This is a genomic window from Streptomyces sp. NBC_00654, from assembly GCF_026341775.1.
Lineage (GTDB): Bacteria > Actinomycetota > Actinomycetes > Streptomycetales > Streptomycetaceae > Streptomyces.
On sequence record NZ_JAPEOB010000003.1, the window covers coordinates 424,835 to 440,011 of the forward strand.

Genomic DNA, 15,177 nt, shown 5'->3' on the forward strand with positions numbered 1-15,177 from the left:
GCCGCGTCACCCCAGGACACGGCCGGGGCCGGACACCGTGTGGTGTCCGGCCCCGGCCGTACCGCGCGGAGACGCGGCGCGGGCCGCCGTACGGACTTCCGTACCGGCGGCCCGGCCCTCCGTGCTACTTCTTGCGCCGACGCCCTCCGGTGCCGCCGCCCTTCTGCGCCTTGCGCCGCTCCGCACGCGTCATGCCGTCCGCCTCGGAGCGCGCGCCGTCACCGTTGGCGAAGTCGCCCTCGACGACGCCGCCCTCGCCGTCCACCGTGGGAGCGGAGAAGTGCAGCCGGTCCGGCCGCTGCGGAGCGTCCAGGCCCTTGGCCCGGATCTCCGGACGGGAGGCGGCCGCGGCGGGCGCGCCCTCCTTGGAGAGCGAGGTCCGCTCGGCACCGTCCTGCACCGGAACCTCCTCGACCTGCTGCTCGACCTGGACCTCCAGGTTGAACAGGTAGCCGACGGACTCCTCCTTGATGCCTTCCATCATGGCGTTGAACATGTCGAAGCCCTCGCGCTGGTACTCCACCAGCGGGTCCTTCTGCGCCATGGCCCGCAGGCCGATGCCCTCCTGGAGGTAGTCCATCTCGTAGAGGTGCTCGCGCCACTTGCGGTCCAGGACGGACAGCACCACGCGCCGCTCCAGCTCCCGCATGATCTCGGAGCCGAGCGTCTTCTCGCGCTCCTCGTACTGCTCGTGGATGTCGTCCTTGACGGACTCCGCGATGAACTCCGCCGTGACACCGGCCAGGTCCCCGGCGGCCTCCTCCAGCTCCACGACGGTGACCTTCACCGGGTAGAGCTGCTTGAAGGCGCCCCACAGCCGGTCGAGGTCCCACTCCTCGGCGAAGCCCTCGGCGGTCTCCTGCCGGATGTAGTCGTCGATCGTGTCGTCCATGAAGTGACGGATCTGGTCCTGGAGGTCCTCGCCCTCCAGGACGCGGCGGCGCTCACCGTAGATGACCTCGCGCTGCCGGTTGAGCACCTCGTCGTACTTCAGGACGTTCTTGCGCGTCTCGAAGTTCTGCTGCTCGACCTGCGACTGCGCCGACGCGATGGCCCGCGTGACCATCTTGTTCTCGATCGGCACATCGTCGGGCACATTGGCCATCGACATGACGCGCTCGACCATCTGGGCCTTGAACAGGCGCATCAGGTCGTCGCCCAGCGACAGGTAGAAGCGGGACTCGCCCGGGTCGCCCTGACGGCCGGAACGGCCGCGCAGCTGGTTGTCGATACGGCGCGACTCGTGCCGCTCGGTGCCCAGCACATAGAGCCCGCCGAGGTCCTTGACCTCTTCGAACTCCGCCTTCACGGCCTGCTCGGCCTTCTCCAGCGCGGCGGGCAGCGCGGCCGCCCACTCCTCGACGTGCTCGACCGGGTCGAGACCGCGCTGGCGCAGCTCGGCCTCGGCGAGGTCGTCCGGGTTGCCGCCGAGCTTGATGTCGGTGCCTCGGCCGGCCATGTTCGTGGCGACGGTGACCGCACCCTTGCGGCCGGCCTGGGCGACGATCGTCGCCTCCCGGTCGTGCTGCTTGGCGTTGAGGACCTCGTGCTGCACCCCGCGCTTGGAGAGCTGCTGCGAGAGGTACTCGGACTTCTCGACCGAGGTGGTGCCGACCAGGATCGGCTGGCCCTTCTCGTGCTTCTCGGCGATGTCGTCGACGACCGCGGCGAACTTGGCGACCTCGGTGCGGTAGATCAGGTCGGACTGGTCGGCACGGACCATCGGCCGGTTCGTCGGGATCGGCACGACGCCCAGCTTGTAGATCTGGTGGAACTCGGCGGCCTCGGTCATCGCCGTACCGGTCATGCCGGAGAGCTTGCCGTAGAGGCGGAAGAAGTTCTGCAGGGTGATCGTGGCAAGGGTCTGGTTCTCGTCCTTGATGTCCACCCCTTCCTTCGCCTCGATCGCCTGGTGCATGCCCTCGTTGTAGCGGCGGCCGGCGAGGATACGGCCGGTGTGCTCGTCGACGATCATGACTTCGCCGTCGATGACGACGTAGTCCTTGTCCTTCTTGAAGAGTTCCTTGGCCTTGATGGCGTTGTTGAGATACCCGACGAGCGGCGTGTTCACCGACTCGTAGAGGTTCTCGATGCCGAGCCAGTCCTCGACCTTCGCGACACCGGGCTCATGGATGGCGACGGTCCGCTTCTTCTCGTCGACCTCGTAGTCGCCGGTCTCCTCGATCCCCTTCAGCGGGTTGCCCGCCTCACCCCGGGTGAGGCGCGTGACCAGCTTGGCGAAGTCGCCGTACCACTTGGTGGCCTGGTCGGCGGGGCCGGAGATGATCAGCGGCGTACGGGCCTCGTCGACGAGGATCGAGTCGACCTCGTCGACGATCGCGAAGTTGTGACCGCGCTGGACGAGCTCGTCCTGCGACCAGGCCATGTTGTCGCGGAGGTAGTCGAAGCCGAACTCGTTGTTCGTGCCGTACGTGATGTCGCAGGCGTACTGCTCACGTCGCTGCGCCGGGGTCATGTTGGCGATGATGCAGCCGACCTCCAGGCCCAGGAACTTGTGCACCCGGCCCATCATCTCGGAGTCACGCTCGGCCAGGTAGTCATTGACCGTGATCAGGTGCACGCCCTTGCCGGAGAGCGCGTTGAGATACGCGGGCAGGGTGCCGACGAGGGTCTTGCCCTCACCGGTCTTCATCTCGGCGACATAACCGAGGTGCAGGGCGGCTCCGCCCATCATCTGAACGTCGTAGTGGCGCTGTCCGAGGACACGCTTGGCGGCCTCACGGACCGTCGCGAAGGCTTCGGGAAGCAGGTCGTCCAGGCTCTCGCCGTCCGCGTACCGTTCCTTGTACTCGTCGGTGAGCGCCCGCAGCTCGGCGTCGGAGAGGTTGACGAAGTCCTCTTCGATGGAGCTGACCTGGTCCGCGATGCGGTGCAGTTTGCGCAGGATCTTGCCTTCGCCTGCACGCATGAGCTTGTTGAAGACGGACACTGAGGCTGGTCTCCTTGCCGGTCGGGCCTGGCACTGGGTCGTGTAATGGACTCTGGCGCGGGCACGGCAGGTGGGCCCCACCGCAACGGCCATCGTAAGCGAGGACCCCACCGCGTCGGGAGGGCTGCTGTCGCGTGGACCTCGCAGCACCCCCACAGAACAACGGCCGGAAGGCACGGAAGGTGCCGGGAAGCCCCAAAAGTGCTCGCATCGCGCGGGCCGGCTCACCACAATCCCTGCATGGAGCCGATCACCCTCACCACGGAACGCCTGCTGCTGCGACCCTTCGGGCCCGGGGACACGGACCGGGTTTACGCCGCCTGCCAGGACCCGGACATCCAGCGCTGGACGGTCATCCCCTCCCCCTACCGGCGCGCGGACGCGGAGCTCTTCACCGGGACGCTCTCGCCGACCGGCTGGCGGGACGACTCGATGTACAACTTCGCGGTGGTCCTGCGGGAGGGCGGAGCGCTCGTCGGCGCCCTCGGCATCGACCGCCGCAACCTGCCGGGCACGTACGAGGTCGGCTTCTGGATCGCCCGGGAACACCGCAGGCTCGGCTATGTGACCGAGGCGGTGCTCGGCTCGGCCCGCTGGGCGTTCACCTCCCTCGCGGCGGACCGGCTGGAGTGGCGGGCCGAGGTCGGCAACATCCCCTCCCGCGCGGCCGCGCTGCGGGCCGGATTCCGGATGGAGTGCGAGCAGCGGTCCGCGCTCCTGAACAAAGGTGTACGGCGCGACGCCTGGATCGCCGCGCTGCTGCCCGGCGACCTGGGCCTGCCCGGCAGCCACCCGTATCTGCCGGCGGGCCGCTGACGGAACCACCGCCCGCCGGCCTCTGGCCTCTGGCCGCCGACCGCGCGGCCCGAACCGGTGGTACGGAGCTGAACGCCGGATCCCGTGATGGTTGTCGGTGCCGCCCCTTAGGGTCGACGCATGACGCCCGCGACGCCGCCCCCCGCAGTCGAACTCTCCGCCGACCAGGCCCGCCGGATCGCGCTGCGCGCCCAGGGATTCCTCGGCGCTCCGGACCGCCGGGCCGGGGTGCCGGGCGTGCTGCGCCATCTCGGGGCCGTACAGCTCGACACGATCTCGGTCCTGGCCCGCTCGCACGAACTCATTCCGTACGCCCGTCTCGGCGCCGTCGGCCGGCGCACGGTGGAGGAGGCCTACTGGTCGGGCGGGCGGGCCTTCGAGTACTGGTCGCACGCCGCGTGCATCCTGCCCGTCGAGGAGTGGCCGCACTTCGCGTTCCGCCGCCGCGCCTACCGCTCCCGTCCGCACTGGCACCACGATCTGCCGGACGGCGTGTACGACACGGTGATCAAGCAGCTGCGCGCCGAGGGCCCGCTGACGGCGACCGAGCTGGGCGGCGCGAAGAACGGCGGCGAGTGGTGGGACTGGTCGGCGTCGAAGGTCGCGGTGGAGCGGGCCCTGATGTACGGCGAGGTGGTGTGCACCGAGCGGCGCGGGTGGAAGCGGGTCTACGACCTCGCCGAGCGGGCGATCCCGGACGCCGTGCTCCACGACGACCTGACCGACACGGAGTGCAGGCGCCGTCTGGTGGCGCTGGCGGGCCGGTCGCTGGGGGTCGGCACCCGGGCGGACATCGCGGACTACCACCGGCTCAAGGGCGAGGAGTTCGACGCCGTGGTGGCGGACTCGGGGCTGGTGCCGGTGTCGGTGGAGGGCTGGGCGAAGCCCGCCTGGGCGGACCCGGAGGCACTGGCCTCGGAGCCGCGCGGACGGCACCGTACGACACTGCTGTCACCGTTCGACTCCCTGGTCTGGGAGCGTGCGCGTACGGAGCGGATCTTCGGCTTCACGCACCGCCTGGAGGCGTACGTCCCCAAGCCCAGGCGGGTCCACGGCTACTTCGCGATGCCGTTGCTGGCGGGCGGGAAGCTGCAGGGCCGGGTCGACCCGGCGCGCGAGGGCAGCACGCTGATCGCCCGGCAGGTGTCCCTGATGGGCCGCAAGGCCGTGGCGCCGATGGCGGAAGCACTCGTGGAGGCGGCGTCCTGGGTCGGCTGCAGCACCGTCCGGCTGGACCGCGTCGATGCCCCGGAGCTGCGTGAACCGCTCATGGCGGAAATCACCCAGGCACTGTCGCGGGCATTCCGCTGACGGCCGCGGACATTCCACGGACAGCCGCGAACATTCCGCCGACAGCCGCGGACACTCGCGCCGACGGCCGGGGGCTTCGCGGGACTCCTACCTGATCTCCAGGATCTTCTCCCGCATGGCATAGACCACGGCTTCCATCCGGGAGTGCAGCTGGAGCTTCTCCAGAATGTTGCGGACGTGGTTCTTCACCGTGTTCTCGGAAATGAACAGCTCCTTGGCGATATCCCGGTTGTTCATGCCCGTCGCCACGAGTTTCAGGACTTCGAGCTCACGCTCGGTGAGCCGGGGCGCCGGAACGAGTCTGCGCTCGTCGGTGCGCTGGATCATCGATTTGAACTCGGTGAGGAGCTTGGAGGCCATCGACGGGCTGATCTGGGACTGCCCGTCGGCGACCGCGCGGATGGCCGTGGCCACCTCGTCGGTGGAGATCTCCTTGAGGAGATAGCCCGTGGCACCCGCCTTGATCGCGTCGTAGAGGTCGGCCTCCTCGTCGCTGATCGTCAGCATGATGATCTTCGCGCTGGGAGCCACCTCCTTGATCGAGGTGCAGGCCTCGATCCCGCCCCGCTTGGGCATCCGCACATCCATCAGCACGATGTCCGGCAGCAGGTCCGCCGCCTTGTCGACGGCCTCCGCCCCGTCACCGGCCTCGCCGACGACCTGGATGTCCTCCTCATGCGCGAGGACGATCTCCAGACCCCTGCGGAACAGCGCGTGGTCATCGACCACGAGGACCCGGATGGGCTCCTTGCGGGAACTCCCGCCCAGGTCCGCACCGGCATGCGCGCCGACGTCGTCGCCGGCATCACTCACATCGCGCACGGGCCCGAAGGTGTCCGCCATCGTTCCTCCCCCTGAAAGCCACGGCCTGAAGTCTCGAACGGTCCGCCAACGGCAGTTCACGGAACACCGATTGGCCTGGGACGGCCATGCTTTCATGTCCGGACGCCGGAGCGGTGATCCTGTGGTCTCACGCGGGTGCCCCTGGGGGCGCACAGACGCTCCAGGGGCACCACGAGGGGTGCGGCGTCAGCCGCCGAGCGCGCCACCCGCGCCGCCTGCCTCATCGGCGGCGAGCGGGTCGGTCCTCAAGTGGATGACACCGTAGTCGTAGGCGTGTCGCCGGTAGACGACGCTGGGTTCCTTGCTCTCCGAGTCGACGAACAGGTAGAAGTCATGCCCGACCAGCTCCATCTCGTAGAGCGCCTGGTCGAGCGTCATCGGTGCTGCGACGTGCGTCTTCTCGCGCATCACCAGCGGTCCCTCGCCCTGCACCTCGAGCGAACCGATCCTGGTGGTGGGCACGGACGGTGACGATTCCTCGCCGGTGAGTTCGCCGTCCCCGTTGAAGGAGGCGGCACCCGGCACGACCTCGCCGACCTCGGCGGCCGACAGCCGACCGCTGCCACGACGGCTGTAGCGCTTGTCGTGCTGCTTGCGCAGCCGCGCCTCCAGCTTGCCGGTGGCCAGGTCGAGCGCTGCGTAAGGGTCGCCTGCCGCCGCTTCCGCCCGGATGACCGGCCCGCGGGAGCGGAGAGTGATCTCCACCCGGTCGGAACGGTCGGCCTGACGGGGATTCGGCTCCTTGGACACCTCGACGTCGAGGCTGATCACCTTGCCGTCGAACTTCTGGATCTTGTCCAGCTTCAGCTTCTCGGCCACGTGCTTGCGGAACCGCTCGGGCACCTCGGTCTTGCGGCCCTTGACGACGATGTCCACGCAGAACTCCGTTCCCGGATCGCTCCGCTGCGACGGCGGAGCATCTCCCTTTTGCACCAGACCCCGGTGATCTCCGGGGCCTCGGACTGGGTGACGTACACCTCCTCCTCACCCGTCGATGAGGTCACCACCCCACCGACTTGCGTGCCACTGAACTACCGGTGAGTTGCCTGCCCGAAACCTGGCGGTGCATTCATCGAGGTCTGGCATTCACCATTCCTCACAACCGAACATAGCCTGCCCACCACGATGTCGGCACCCGCTACTCGCCCGTACCTCCGTTCAGTGCCTTTTACCCTCTCACCACCTGCAACGATGCAAGTTTGCTAACAGTTCCAGTTTATTTCGAAAGCAGCCGGAGAGGCTGAGACAACGGCCGCGCACAGCGCCCCCGGGCCCGTCCCTCTCCGTGCCGCGGCGGGCTCGATCGCACGCGACGCGGCACCCGGGGTGACGCGCGGGAAGGCAGGGGGGAAGGCACGCGGGGAGGCGGGTGGGGAGGCGGGTGGGGAATCGAGTACGGAACGAACGGCCCGCGCCGCTTCGGCCAGGGTCGCGCCCGTCGTCATCAGGTCGTCCACCAGCACCACCCGGCCGCCCGCGAGGAGCCGCCCGCCACCGGGCACCACCTCCAGCGCGCCCGCCAGGTTCGCCTGCCGCTGCCGCGCCCCGAGCCCCGCCTGATCGGCCACCGGACGCCGCTGCCGCAGCGCCGCGAGCACCCGGGCCGGTACCCCGTCACGCCGCAGCTCCCCGGCAGCCGCCAGCGCGATCCGGCGCACCGGATCATGGCCGCGCGCCCCGGTGGACCGCCGGGCCGACGGTACGGGCACCAGCAGCAGCGGCCCCCCGTCCCCCAGTCGGCCCTCCCCGGCCCTCACAGCACCCGCCAGAGCCCGTCCGAGCGCTCCGGCAAGCCCCAGTGCCCCTCGCTCCTTGTGGGCCAGCAGCACCGCACGCACCGCGTTCTCGTACGGGGCGGCGGCCCGCACCACCGGCAGCCCGGCGGGCTCGGGCGAAGGACGCACCCGGCGCGGCAGCGCGCCGTCCAGCGCCGCCGCGCACGGCCGGCACAGCTCCGTACGGGGCAGGCCGCAACCGGCGCAGGCCACCGGCAGGACCAGGCCGGTGATCTCCCGCCACCATTCCCGCATGGGTCAACTGTGCCGGGCTCACGGACCCCGGACCAGCCCTGTGGAAAACCCTGCCGTCCGGGTGCCTGCCCGCGTGCCCGCCACCCGGGTCACCGGCCGGCCCGGTCACCTGCCACCCGTAACACCAGTCAGCCGGGGCACCGGTCAGCCGGGGTAGACGAGTGAGGTGCCTCCCTTGAGCACCGTCTGCCAGTTGTCGCCGGGCGAGAGCTTCACGATTCCGTCGCCCACGGTCTCCGCCATCAGGGGGAGCAGTTCGTCGTCCGCCGCCGCGACCGCCTGCACCTGGTTCACCCCGGGCAGCACACCCGAGGACGAGGTGGAGCCGTCCGCCTGGACATAGCGCACCTGCTGGACGCCGTCCTCCTCCTTGCCGACCACCACGAGGCGGCTGCGGCCCGACCAGGAAATCGCCGTCACATCCGTGAGCTGCGGTGCGGCCTGCCGCAGATCCTCGACCGAGACCGTCGGCGCCTCCTCGGGCCCGCTCCGCTCGACGCGGCCGATCTTCAGCGTCGTATGCCCGTCCTTCGACAGCAGCAGAGCGATCCGCACACCGTCGGCCGACAGCCGCAGCTCCTCGATCCGCCCGCCGTCCAGGTTCGGAACGGTCACCTCCTGCGGCTCGCCCTCGCCCTTCGCCAGCCGCAGCAGCCTGCGGTTCCCCGGATCCCGGTCGGCGACCCACAGATCGCCCCGGCCGTCCCAGCTCGGGGGCGACAGCCGGTCGGCGGCCTTCTTCGCCTTGCTGGTCACCACGGGGGGTGCCAGTTCGCCCTCCGCGACCGTGGAGGACACATAGAGATTCTGCTGGTTCACCGAGACCGCGGCGGCGCTCTGCTCGTCACGGGCCACGCCGACGGCGCTCATCATCACAGCGCCGGTGCCGAGCGGTCCGGTCACCGGCTCCGGGTCGCCGCTGCCCTTGGAATTCCCGGGGATCCGCAGCACCCGGCCCTTGTCGTCGACGAAGTACTGGCTGTCGGGCGCACCGGAGCCGTTGTCGGAGGCGAACTTCTCCGCCTCGTCGGAATTCAGCGAGCACAGCCGGCCCCGGCCGCCCTCCAGCTCCACCCGCTCGACCCGCGCGGACGTGAGATCCCGCAGGGTGAAGAGGACCTGTGCGGCCATCATGCGGCAGGTGGCCGGGCCGGCCTTGTCGGCCTTCCTGTTGAGCGGGACCCTCAGGACGTTCTGGTCGTCGGGTGCCAGGGAGGTGACCCTCTTCTGCAACGCCGTACCGGCGGGGAAGCGGGAATCGGCCACCGGACGCAGCCAGTCCGTCGGTCCGTCCAGCAGGGTCCGGACCGTCTGGGTCGCCGTGTCCATCCGGGTGACCGGATCGGTCCGGTTCCGTACGTACACGGGGTCGGCGACCAGGGTGGACTGCCCGTCCGTCAGACCGGTGGCGAAGTAGTACTTGTTGACGGAGCGGTAGAGCCGCTTGAAGTCGGACTGCCCGAGCACCAGGCCGTCCGGAACGATGTCGATGCGCCACTCGGGCTTGCCGTCCGCCCCGTTCTCCCGGACGAGGTGCAGGGTCTGCGAGTAGTCGGTGGGCGCGAGCGGCTGGTAGGAGCTCTGTTCGTCGACCGCCGCCACCTTCTCGCCGGTCAGCGTGTAGGAGGTCTCCGCGTTCTTGCGTTCCTTGTCGTGGAGCGAGGGCCCGCTCCGGTTGGGGGCCTTGGCGAGCACCGTGGTGCCCTCGCTCGGCCTCCAGGCACGGCCCGCCTCCTTGGTGAGGTACTGCCGGGTCGTCCGGAAGTCCGGGTCGTCGCTGGTCATCGACTCCAGGAACCCGTCGACCACCTCGCTCGGCTCCGCGCCCTCCCTCGGCGGCACCGCGTACACCTGCACCTGGGAATCGCCCGCCTGCGAGGCGTCGACGGCCTTCACATCCCCGGTGACCGGCATCGATCCGCAGCCGGCCAGCACCACGATGCCGCAGCCGAGCAGCGCGGACGTGCGCACCGCCCGTCCATGGCCGCCCAGACGACGGTCAGTGCCCACGTGTCGTGTCCTCCTGGTCGGGTTCCCGCGCTTCGGAATCGGCGCCGCCCGGACGTTCCCCGGCCGGGCGGGCCACGACGCGCGCGCCGCTGCCGGGCAGCGCGGCCGGATGGACGGAGGCCGGGGCCGGGCGCGGAGCCACGGGGGCACGCGCCGGCACGGGCAGCGGAGGGCGCTCCGTCGAACCGGGCTGGCTCGGTACGGACACCAGCCGGTGTCCGCCGCCGGGCACCGGCGCCGTACCGGCGCGGTCACGGCTCTCCCGGTTGCGCCGCGAGTCCTCCGGCTCCAGTGGTATCGGCGAACCGCGCAGCGGCTCGTCCGCGGTGCGCGGCAGCGTCAGCCGGAACTGCGAGCCGCCGCCCGGCTCGCCCCAGGCCTGCAGCCAGCCGCCGTGCAGCCGGGCGTCCTCGACGGCGATCGACAGCCCCAGACCCGTACCGCCGGTCGTCCGGGCCCGCGCCGGGTCGGCGCGCCAGAACCGGTTGAAGACCCGGGTCGCCTCGCCGGGCTTGAGCCCCACGCCGTAGTCCCGGACCGCCACGGCGACGGCGCCCTGAGCCGCGCCCATCCGCACGACGACGTCCCGGCCCTCACCGTGCTCGACGGCGTTGACCACGAGATTGCGCAGTACGCGCTCGACGCGCCGGGCGTCGGCCTCAGCGATCACCGGCTGCTCGTCGCCGACGACCCTGATCCGGGTGCCCTTGCGCTCGGCGAGTGGTTCGGCGCCGCCGATGACCCGCCGTACGACCGACCGCAGATCTATCGGCTCGGCCTCCAGGGCCGCCGCGCCCGCGTCGAACCTGCTGATCTCCAGCAGGTCGGAGAGCAGCGACTCGAAGCGGTCGAGCTGGTCCCCGAGCAGTTCGGCGGAGCGTGCGGTGACGGGGTCGAAGTCCGCGCGCGCCTCATGGATGACATCGGCGGCCATGCGCACGGTCGTCAACGGGGTCCGCAGCTCGTGCGAGACGTCCGAGACGAACCGCCGCTGCATCCGGGAGAGCTCCTCCAGCTGCTGGATCTTCAGCTGGAGGTTCTGCGCCATCTTGTTGAAGGCCTCACCGAGCCGGGCGATGTCGTCCTCGCCGGTGACCTTCATCCGTTCCTGGAGCCGGCCGGCGGAGAGCCGCTCGACGATACCGGCGGCCATCCGCACCGGCGTGACGACCTGCCGCACCACGAACCAGGCGATGGCGCCGAGCAGCACGACCACGAACAGTCCCGCGGTCGCCAGGGTCGTCTTGACCAGCGTCAGCGACTTCTCCTCCTGCGCCAGCGGGAAGAGGTAGTACAGCTCGTACGGATGGTGGTCGACGTCGTAGAGCCGCTTGCCGACGACGAGTCCGGGCTGCGAATCCTTGCCGTAGTAGCGGATCAGGGAGTACGTCTGGAACGCCCCGGGACCCTCGCCCACGGCCTTGCGCAGGCTGTCCGGCACGCTGGACGCCTCCACGCTGCCCGAGCCGCGCGGCGCACGGCTGGTCGCGCCCTCCGTCGAGGAGTCCGCGCTGAGGGCCACCACGTTGAAGGCGTTCTTGCCGCCGCTGGCGAGCTGGTCGACAAGCTCCGTACGCCAGGAGGTGTTGGCGGTCATGCCGTCGGTGGCGTCGTCGCCCTGCCCGCCGGGGGTCAGAGGAGCGTTCGCCTTCTCCTGCGCCGCGGCGAAACCACCGGCGGCCTGGGTCTGGGCGGCCTTGGCCTTGGCGTCGAGCAGCCCGTTGCGCACCTGCCCGATCACGACGAAGCCGAGCAGCAGCACCACCCCGAGGGACATCAGCAGCGTGCCCGCGACGACGCGGAACTGGAGGTTGCGCCGCCACAGCCGCACGGCGGGCAGCAGCGGGCGCCGCACCCACCGCATCAGCAGCCGCGGTACGGGACTGCCGGGCGCCCGGTCCTGGAGCAACCGGCCGCCCCGCAGAAATCGGCCCGTCCGGGAGTTATTCCCTCCCGGACCGGCAGCCCGCCCCGCACGGACTCCCGGCTCCCCGGGCTTCGGAGCAGCGCTGCCTCGGGTCATGTCAGCTCGGTCCGGCCTTGTAACCGACGCCTCGGACGGTCACGACGATCTCCGGCCGCTCCGGGTCCTTCTCGACCTTGGAGCGGAGACGCTGGACATGGACATTCACCAGACGGGTGTCGGCGGCGTGACGGTAGCCCCACACCTGCTCCAGCAGGACCTCACGGGTGAAGACCTGCCACGGCTTGCGGGCGAGCGCGACCAGCAGGTCGAACTCCAGCGGGGTCAGGGCGATGGACTGCCCCTCGCGCTTCACCGAATGACCAGCCACATCGATGACCAGGTCACCGATGGTCAGCTGTTCCGGCGCAGGCTCCTCGGAACGCCTCAGACGTGCCCTGATCCGGGCAACCAACTCCTTCGGTTTGAACGGCTTGACGATGTAGTCGTCGGCCCCGGATTCCAGGCCCACCACCACATCGACGGTGTCGCTCTTGGCAGTGAGCATGACGATCGGCACACCTGACTCGGCCCTGATCAGCCTGCAGACCTCGATGCCGTCCCGTCCGGGCAGCATGAGATCCAGCAGAACCAGGTCCGGTTTGGCCTCACGAAATGCAGCAAGTGCCTTGTCGCCGTCCGCTACGAACGACGGCTCGAAACCTTCTCCACGCAGCACAATCCCGAGCATCTCGGCCAGTGCGGTGTCGTCGTCGACGACAAGGACGCGTCCCTTCATAATCGACATCATCCCATTAGCTAATCGTTACCTGCGATGACCTGGCACACAGCTCTGCCAGTCCGACCCCCGTGACCGGGGAAATTACGCCCTCCTCCGTGACGATCGCCGTGATCAGTTCCGGCGGCGTGATGTCGAATGCCGGGTTGTACGCCACGGTTCCCAGGGGTGCCACGACCAGCCCACCCCCCTCTCCGTCGACCGATGCCGCCCGAGAGGATGTGACCTCCGTCACTTCCTTCCCGGAACGCTGCTCGACGATGATCGACGAACCGTCCACCGTGTCCAGATCCACGGTCGTGGTCGGCGCCACCACGATGAACGGCACATGGTGGTACTTCGCGAGCACCGCCAGCGGATAACTCCCCACCTTGTTGGCCACCGACCCGTCGGCGGCGATGCGGTCCGCCCCGATGAGTACGGTATCCACCTCCCCCGCGGCAAACAGCGAACCCGCCGCGTTGTCCGTGAGCAAGCTGTACGCCATCCCATGGCGCGCCGCCTCGTACGCGGTCAGCCTGGCCCCCTGGAGCAGCGGACGCGTCTCATCCACCCAGAGCCGCCTCAGCCGCCCCTCCCGGTGGGCCCGCAGCGCCACCGCGAACGCCGTCCCCTCGCCCCCGGAGACCAGCGCCCCCGTATTGCAGTGGGTCAGCAGCTGATGTTCCCCGCCCGGCAGCAGCTCCTCCAGGAGAGCAAGACCGTACCGTGCCATGCGCCCACTGGCCTCCGCGTCCTCCCGGTGCAGGGCCCGCGCCTCGGCGAGCGCCGCGGCGGCCGCCTCCCCGGGGCCGGCCCCCTTCGCGACCGCCGCCCGGTACGCCCCCGCCGTACGCCGCACCCCGTACCCGAGGTTCACAGCGGTGGGCCGCGCCCGCTCCAGCAGCTCCGCGGCCTCCGCCACGTCATGGCCCCGCGCGGCGGCCAGCGCCACTCCGTAGCCCCCGGCGATCCCCAGGAGCGGCGCCCCCCGCACCGCCAGAGTCCTGATCGCCCGCACCAGCGCGGGCACATCCGCGCACACCAGCCCGACCTCCTCCGCGGGCAGCCGCGTCTGGTCGAGGAGCACCAGAACAGCACCTCCCGGAGGCTCGTCCCAGCGGAGTACGGGAAGCGCGGAGGGCTCGATGCCCACCGGCGATTGCGCGTCCTGATCAGCCATCCACCCAGTCTGCCCGGTGAGCCGCCCACAAATGAAGGCACGAAGGAGATACAGCGCCTGGTCCCCACCGGAGCAACGCGTGGCACGATGGCTGCCAACCTGCCGCCCCCATGAGCGGACAGGACGGTGAAGGAGCCAGAATGAACGACTCTCCGGGCTGGGCGTCGCCCGGATCTGCCCCCTCCGACGGCCAGGAGACGGGCATCCCCCGGCCCTCCCGGCCCGTGGACGGAAACGGCCCAGCGGGACAGGAACCCCCCGCGCAGCCGTCTCCCGGGCAGTGGTCCGCACCGAGCACCCCGGGCAACGGCCCCGGGGCACCCCCGCCCGCACCCGGCTGGGGAGGCCGCCCGCCGGGCTCCGCGTGGGGCGGGCCGCCCGCCGCGGCGAAACCCGGTGTCATCCCGCTCCGGCCACTGAGCGTCGGCGAGATCCTCGACGGTGCCATGGCCACCATGCGCACCCACTGGCGCACCGTGCTGGGCATCAGCCTCGCCGTCTCCGTGGTGACCCAGATCGCGGTCATCCTGATCCAGCGCTACCTCCTGCCGAAACCGCCGTCCGTCGACCCGAACGCCACCGGCGCCGAAGCCATCCGCCAGGCCACCGAGTCCGCGCAGTCCACGCTGACCGCGAGCGGACCGGCCACACTCATCACGATGGTCGCCACGCTGTTCATCACCTCGGTGCTCACCGTGGTGATCAGCCGCTCCGTGCTGGGCCGCCCCGTGACGTTCTCCGACGCCTGGTCGGAGGCACGCCCGCAGATCCTGCGGCTTCTCGGCCTCACCCTGCTGCTCGCCCTGATGAGCGCCGCCATCATGGCCGTGGGAATCCTTCCCGGAATACTTCTGGGCTCCGGCGCGGGAGCGGCACTCTCCCTCCTCGGCTTCGCCGCCGCCTGCGCCGTGGTCCTCTGGCTGATGGTCCGCTTCACCCTCGCAGCACCGGCCCTGATGCTGGAGCGCCAGTCCATCCCCACCGCACTGCGCCGGTCGGCGAAGCTGGTCCGGGACGCCTGGTGGCGCACCTTCGGCATCCTGGCGCTCACCTACGTGATCGTCCTGATGCTGGCCCTGGTCATCAGCATCCCGTTCGGCGTCGTGGCACTCTCCGCCGACGGCAACGGGCTCGATGAACTCCTCGACGCCGACTCCGCCGGATTCGGCTGGCCCTTCCTCATCGTGACGGGCATCGGCGAAGTGATCGTCTCGACGCTCACCTACCCCTTCACCGCAGGTGTGATGGCTCTCCTCTACGTGGACCAGCGCATCCGCCGGGAGGCGCTCGACCTCGACCTCGCACGGGCCGCGGGCGTGCCCGGCTACGCCACCGACACCCCCAGGAGCTGAT

The 15,177-nt window shown here is 70.3% G+C and carries 11 protein-coding genes; 3 read left to right on the forward strand and 8 right to left on the reverse strand.

Annotation, left to right across the window (positions count from 1 at the left end):
• Positions 1–124: 124 nt before the first annotated feature.
• Complete coding sequence (secA, locus tag OHA98_RS34220) at positions 125–2,950, reverse strand: preprotein translocase subunit SecA (protein ID WP_266931575.1); 2,826 nt, start codon at positions 2,948–2,950, stop codon at positions 125–127.
• A gap of 240 nt (positions 2,951–3,190) precedes the next feature.
• On the opposite strand from secA, the gene OHA98_RS34225 reads away from it, so the two are divergent.
• Together OHA98_RS34225 and OHA98_RS34230 are read left to right on the forward strand one after the other, a co-directional pair.
• The gene (locus tag OHA98_RS34225) at positions 3,191–3,766 is read left to right on the forward strand and encodes a GNAT family N-acetyltransferase (protein WP_266931577.1); all 576 of its coding nucleotides are present in this window, start codon (positions 3,191–3,193) and stop codon (positions 3,764–3,766) included.
• A gap of 120 nt (positions 3,767–3,886) precedes the next feature.
• Positions 3,887–5,077, forward strand: coding sequence for a winged helix-turn-helix domain-containing protein (locus tag OHA98_RS34230; RefSeq protein WP_266931579.1), 1,191 nt, complete (start codon positions 3,887–3,889; stop codon positions 5,075–5,077).
• An 87-nt stretch (positions 5,078–5,164) separates the two neighbouring features.
• Here the strand turns inward: OHA98_RS34230 and OHA98_RS34235 are convergent, their stop codons facing one another.
• The 7 genes from OHA98_RS34235 to mtnA all read right to left on the reverse strand — a co-directional run bounded on the left by OHA98_RS34235 (position 5,165) and on the right by mtnA (position 13,824).
• Positions 5,165–5,920 carry a response regulator transcription factor gene (locus OHA98_RS34235; protein WP_266931580.1) on the reverse strand — a complete coding sequence of 252 codons (756 nt, stop codon included), beginning with the start codon at positions 5,918–5,920 and terminating at the stop codon, positions 5,165–5,167.
• A gap of 186 nt (positions 5,921–6,106) precedes the next feature.
• Positions 6,107–6,796 carry a ribosome-associated translation inhibitor RaiA gene (raiA, locus tag OHA98_RS34240; protein ID WP_266931582.1) on the reverse strand — a complete coding sequence of 230 codons (690 nt, stop codon included), beginning with the start codon at positions 6,794–6,796 and terminating at the stop codon, positions 6,107–6,109.
• 326 nt (positions 6,797–7,122) lie between these two features.
• Entirely contained in the window at positions 7,123–7,950 is an 828-nt protein-coding gene (locus OHA98_RS34245) for a ComF family protein (RefSeq protein WP_266931584.1), read from the reverse strand.
• 144 nt (positions 7,951–8,094) lie between these two features.
• Positions 8,095–9,921, reverse strand: coding sequence for an LpqB family beta-propeller domain-containing protein (locus OHA98_RS34250; RefSeq protein WP_266932528.1), 1,827 nt, complete (start codon positions 9,919–9,921; stop codon positions 8,095–8,097).
• A 28-nt stretch (positions 9,922–9,949) separates the two neighbouring features.
• Positions 9,950–11,983, reverse strand: a complete 2,034-nt coding sequence (mtrB, locus tag OHA98_RS34255; RefSeq protein WP_266931586.1) for an MtrAB system histidine kinase MtrB — start codon at positions 11,981–11,983, stop codon at positions 9,950–9,952.
• Position 11,984: 1 nt separating this feature from the next.
• Positions 11,985–12,674 (reverse strand): two-component system response regulator MtrA, encoded by a 690-nt coding sequence (gene mtrA / locus OHA98_RS34260; protein WP_007448372.1) that lies wholly within the window; start codon positions 12,672–12,674, stop codon positions 11,985–11,987.
• A 4-nt stretch (positions 12,675–12,678) separates the two neighbouring features.
• Positions 12,679–13,824 carry an S-methyl-5-thioribose-1-phosphate isomerase gene (gene mtnA / locus OHA98_RS34265; protein WP_266931588.1) on the reverse strand — a complete coding sequence of 382 codons (1,146 nt, stop codon included), beginning with the start codon at positions 13,822–13,824 and terminating at the stop codon, positions 12,679–12,681.
• A gap of 140 nt (positions 13,825–13,964) precedes the next feature.
• Between mtnA and OHA98_RS34270 the strand changes: the two genes are divergently transcribed.
• Positions 13,965–15,176 carry a glycerophosphoryl diester phosphodiesterase membrane domain-containing protein gene (locus tag OHA98_RS34270; RefSeq protein WP_266931590.1) on the forward strand — a complete coding sequence of 404 codons (1,212 nt, stop codon included), beginning with the start codon at positions 13,965–13,967 and terminating at the stop codon, positions 15,174–15,176.
• The last annotated feature ends 1 nt before the right edge of the window (position 15,177 follow it).

Excerpts from the sequence above, each read along its gene's own strand:
- OHA98_RS34225 (WP_266931577.1), top strand. The coding sequence starts at position 3,191 with ATGGAGCCGATCACCCTCACCACGGAACGCCTGCTGCTGCGACCCTTC.
- OHA98_RS34230 (WP_266931579.1), top strand. The coding sequence starts at position 3,887 with ATGACGCCCGCGACGCCGCCCCCCGCAGTCGAACTCTCCGCCGACCAG.
- OHA98_RS34235 (WP_266931580.1), bottom strand. The coding sequence starts at position 5,920 with ATGGCGGACACCTTCGGGCCCGTGCGCGATGTGAGTGATGCCGGCGAC.
- OHA98_RS34245 (WP_266931584.1), bottom strand. The coding sequence starts at position 7,950 with ATGCGGGAATGGTGGCGGGAGATCACCGGCCTGGTCCTGCCGGTGGCC.
- mtrB (WP_266931586.1), bottom strand. The coding sequence starts at position 11,983 with ATGACCCGAGGCAGCGCTGCTCCGAAGCCCGGGGAGCCGGGAGTCCGT.
- mtrA (WP_007448372.1), bottom strand. The coding sequence starts at position 12,674 with ATGATGTCGATTATGAAGGGACGCGTCCTTGTCGTCGACGACGACACC.
- mtnA (WP_266931588.1), bottom strand. The coding sequence starts at position 13,824 with ATGGCTGATCAGGACGCGCAATCGCCGGTGGGCATCGAGCCCTCCGCG.
- OHA98_RS34270 (WP_266931590.1), top strand. The coding sequence starts at position 13,965 with ATGAACGACTCTCCGGGCTGGGCGTCGCCCGGATCTGCCCCCTCCGAC.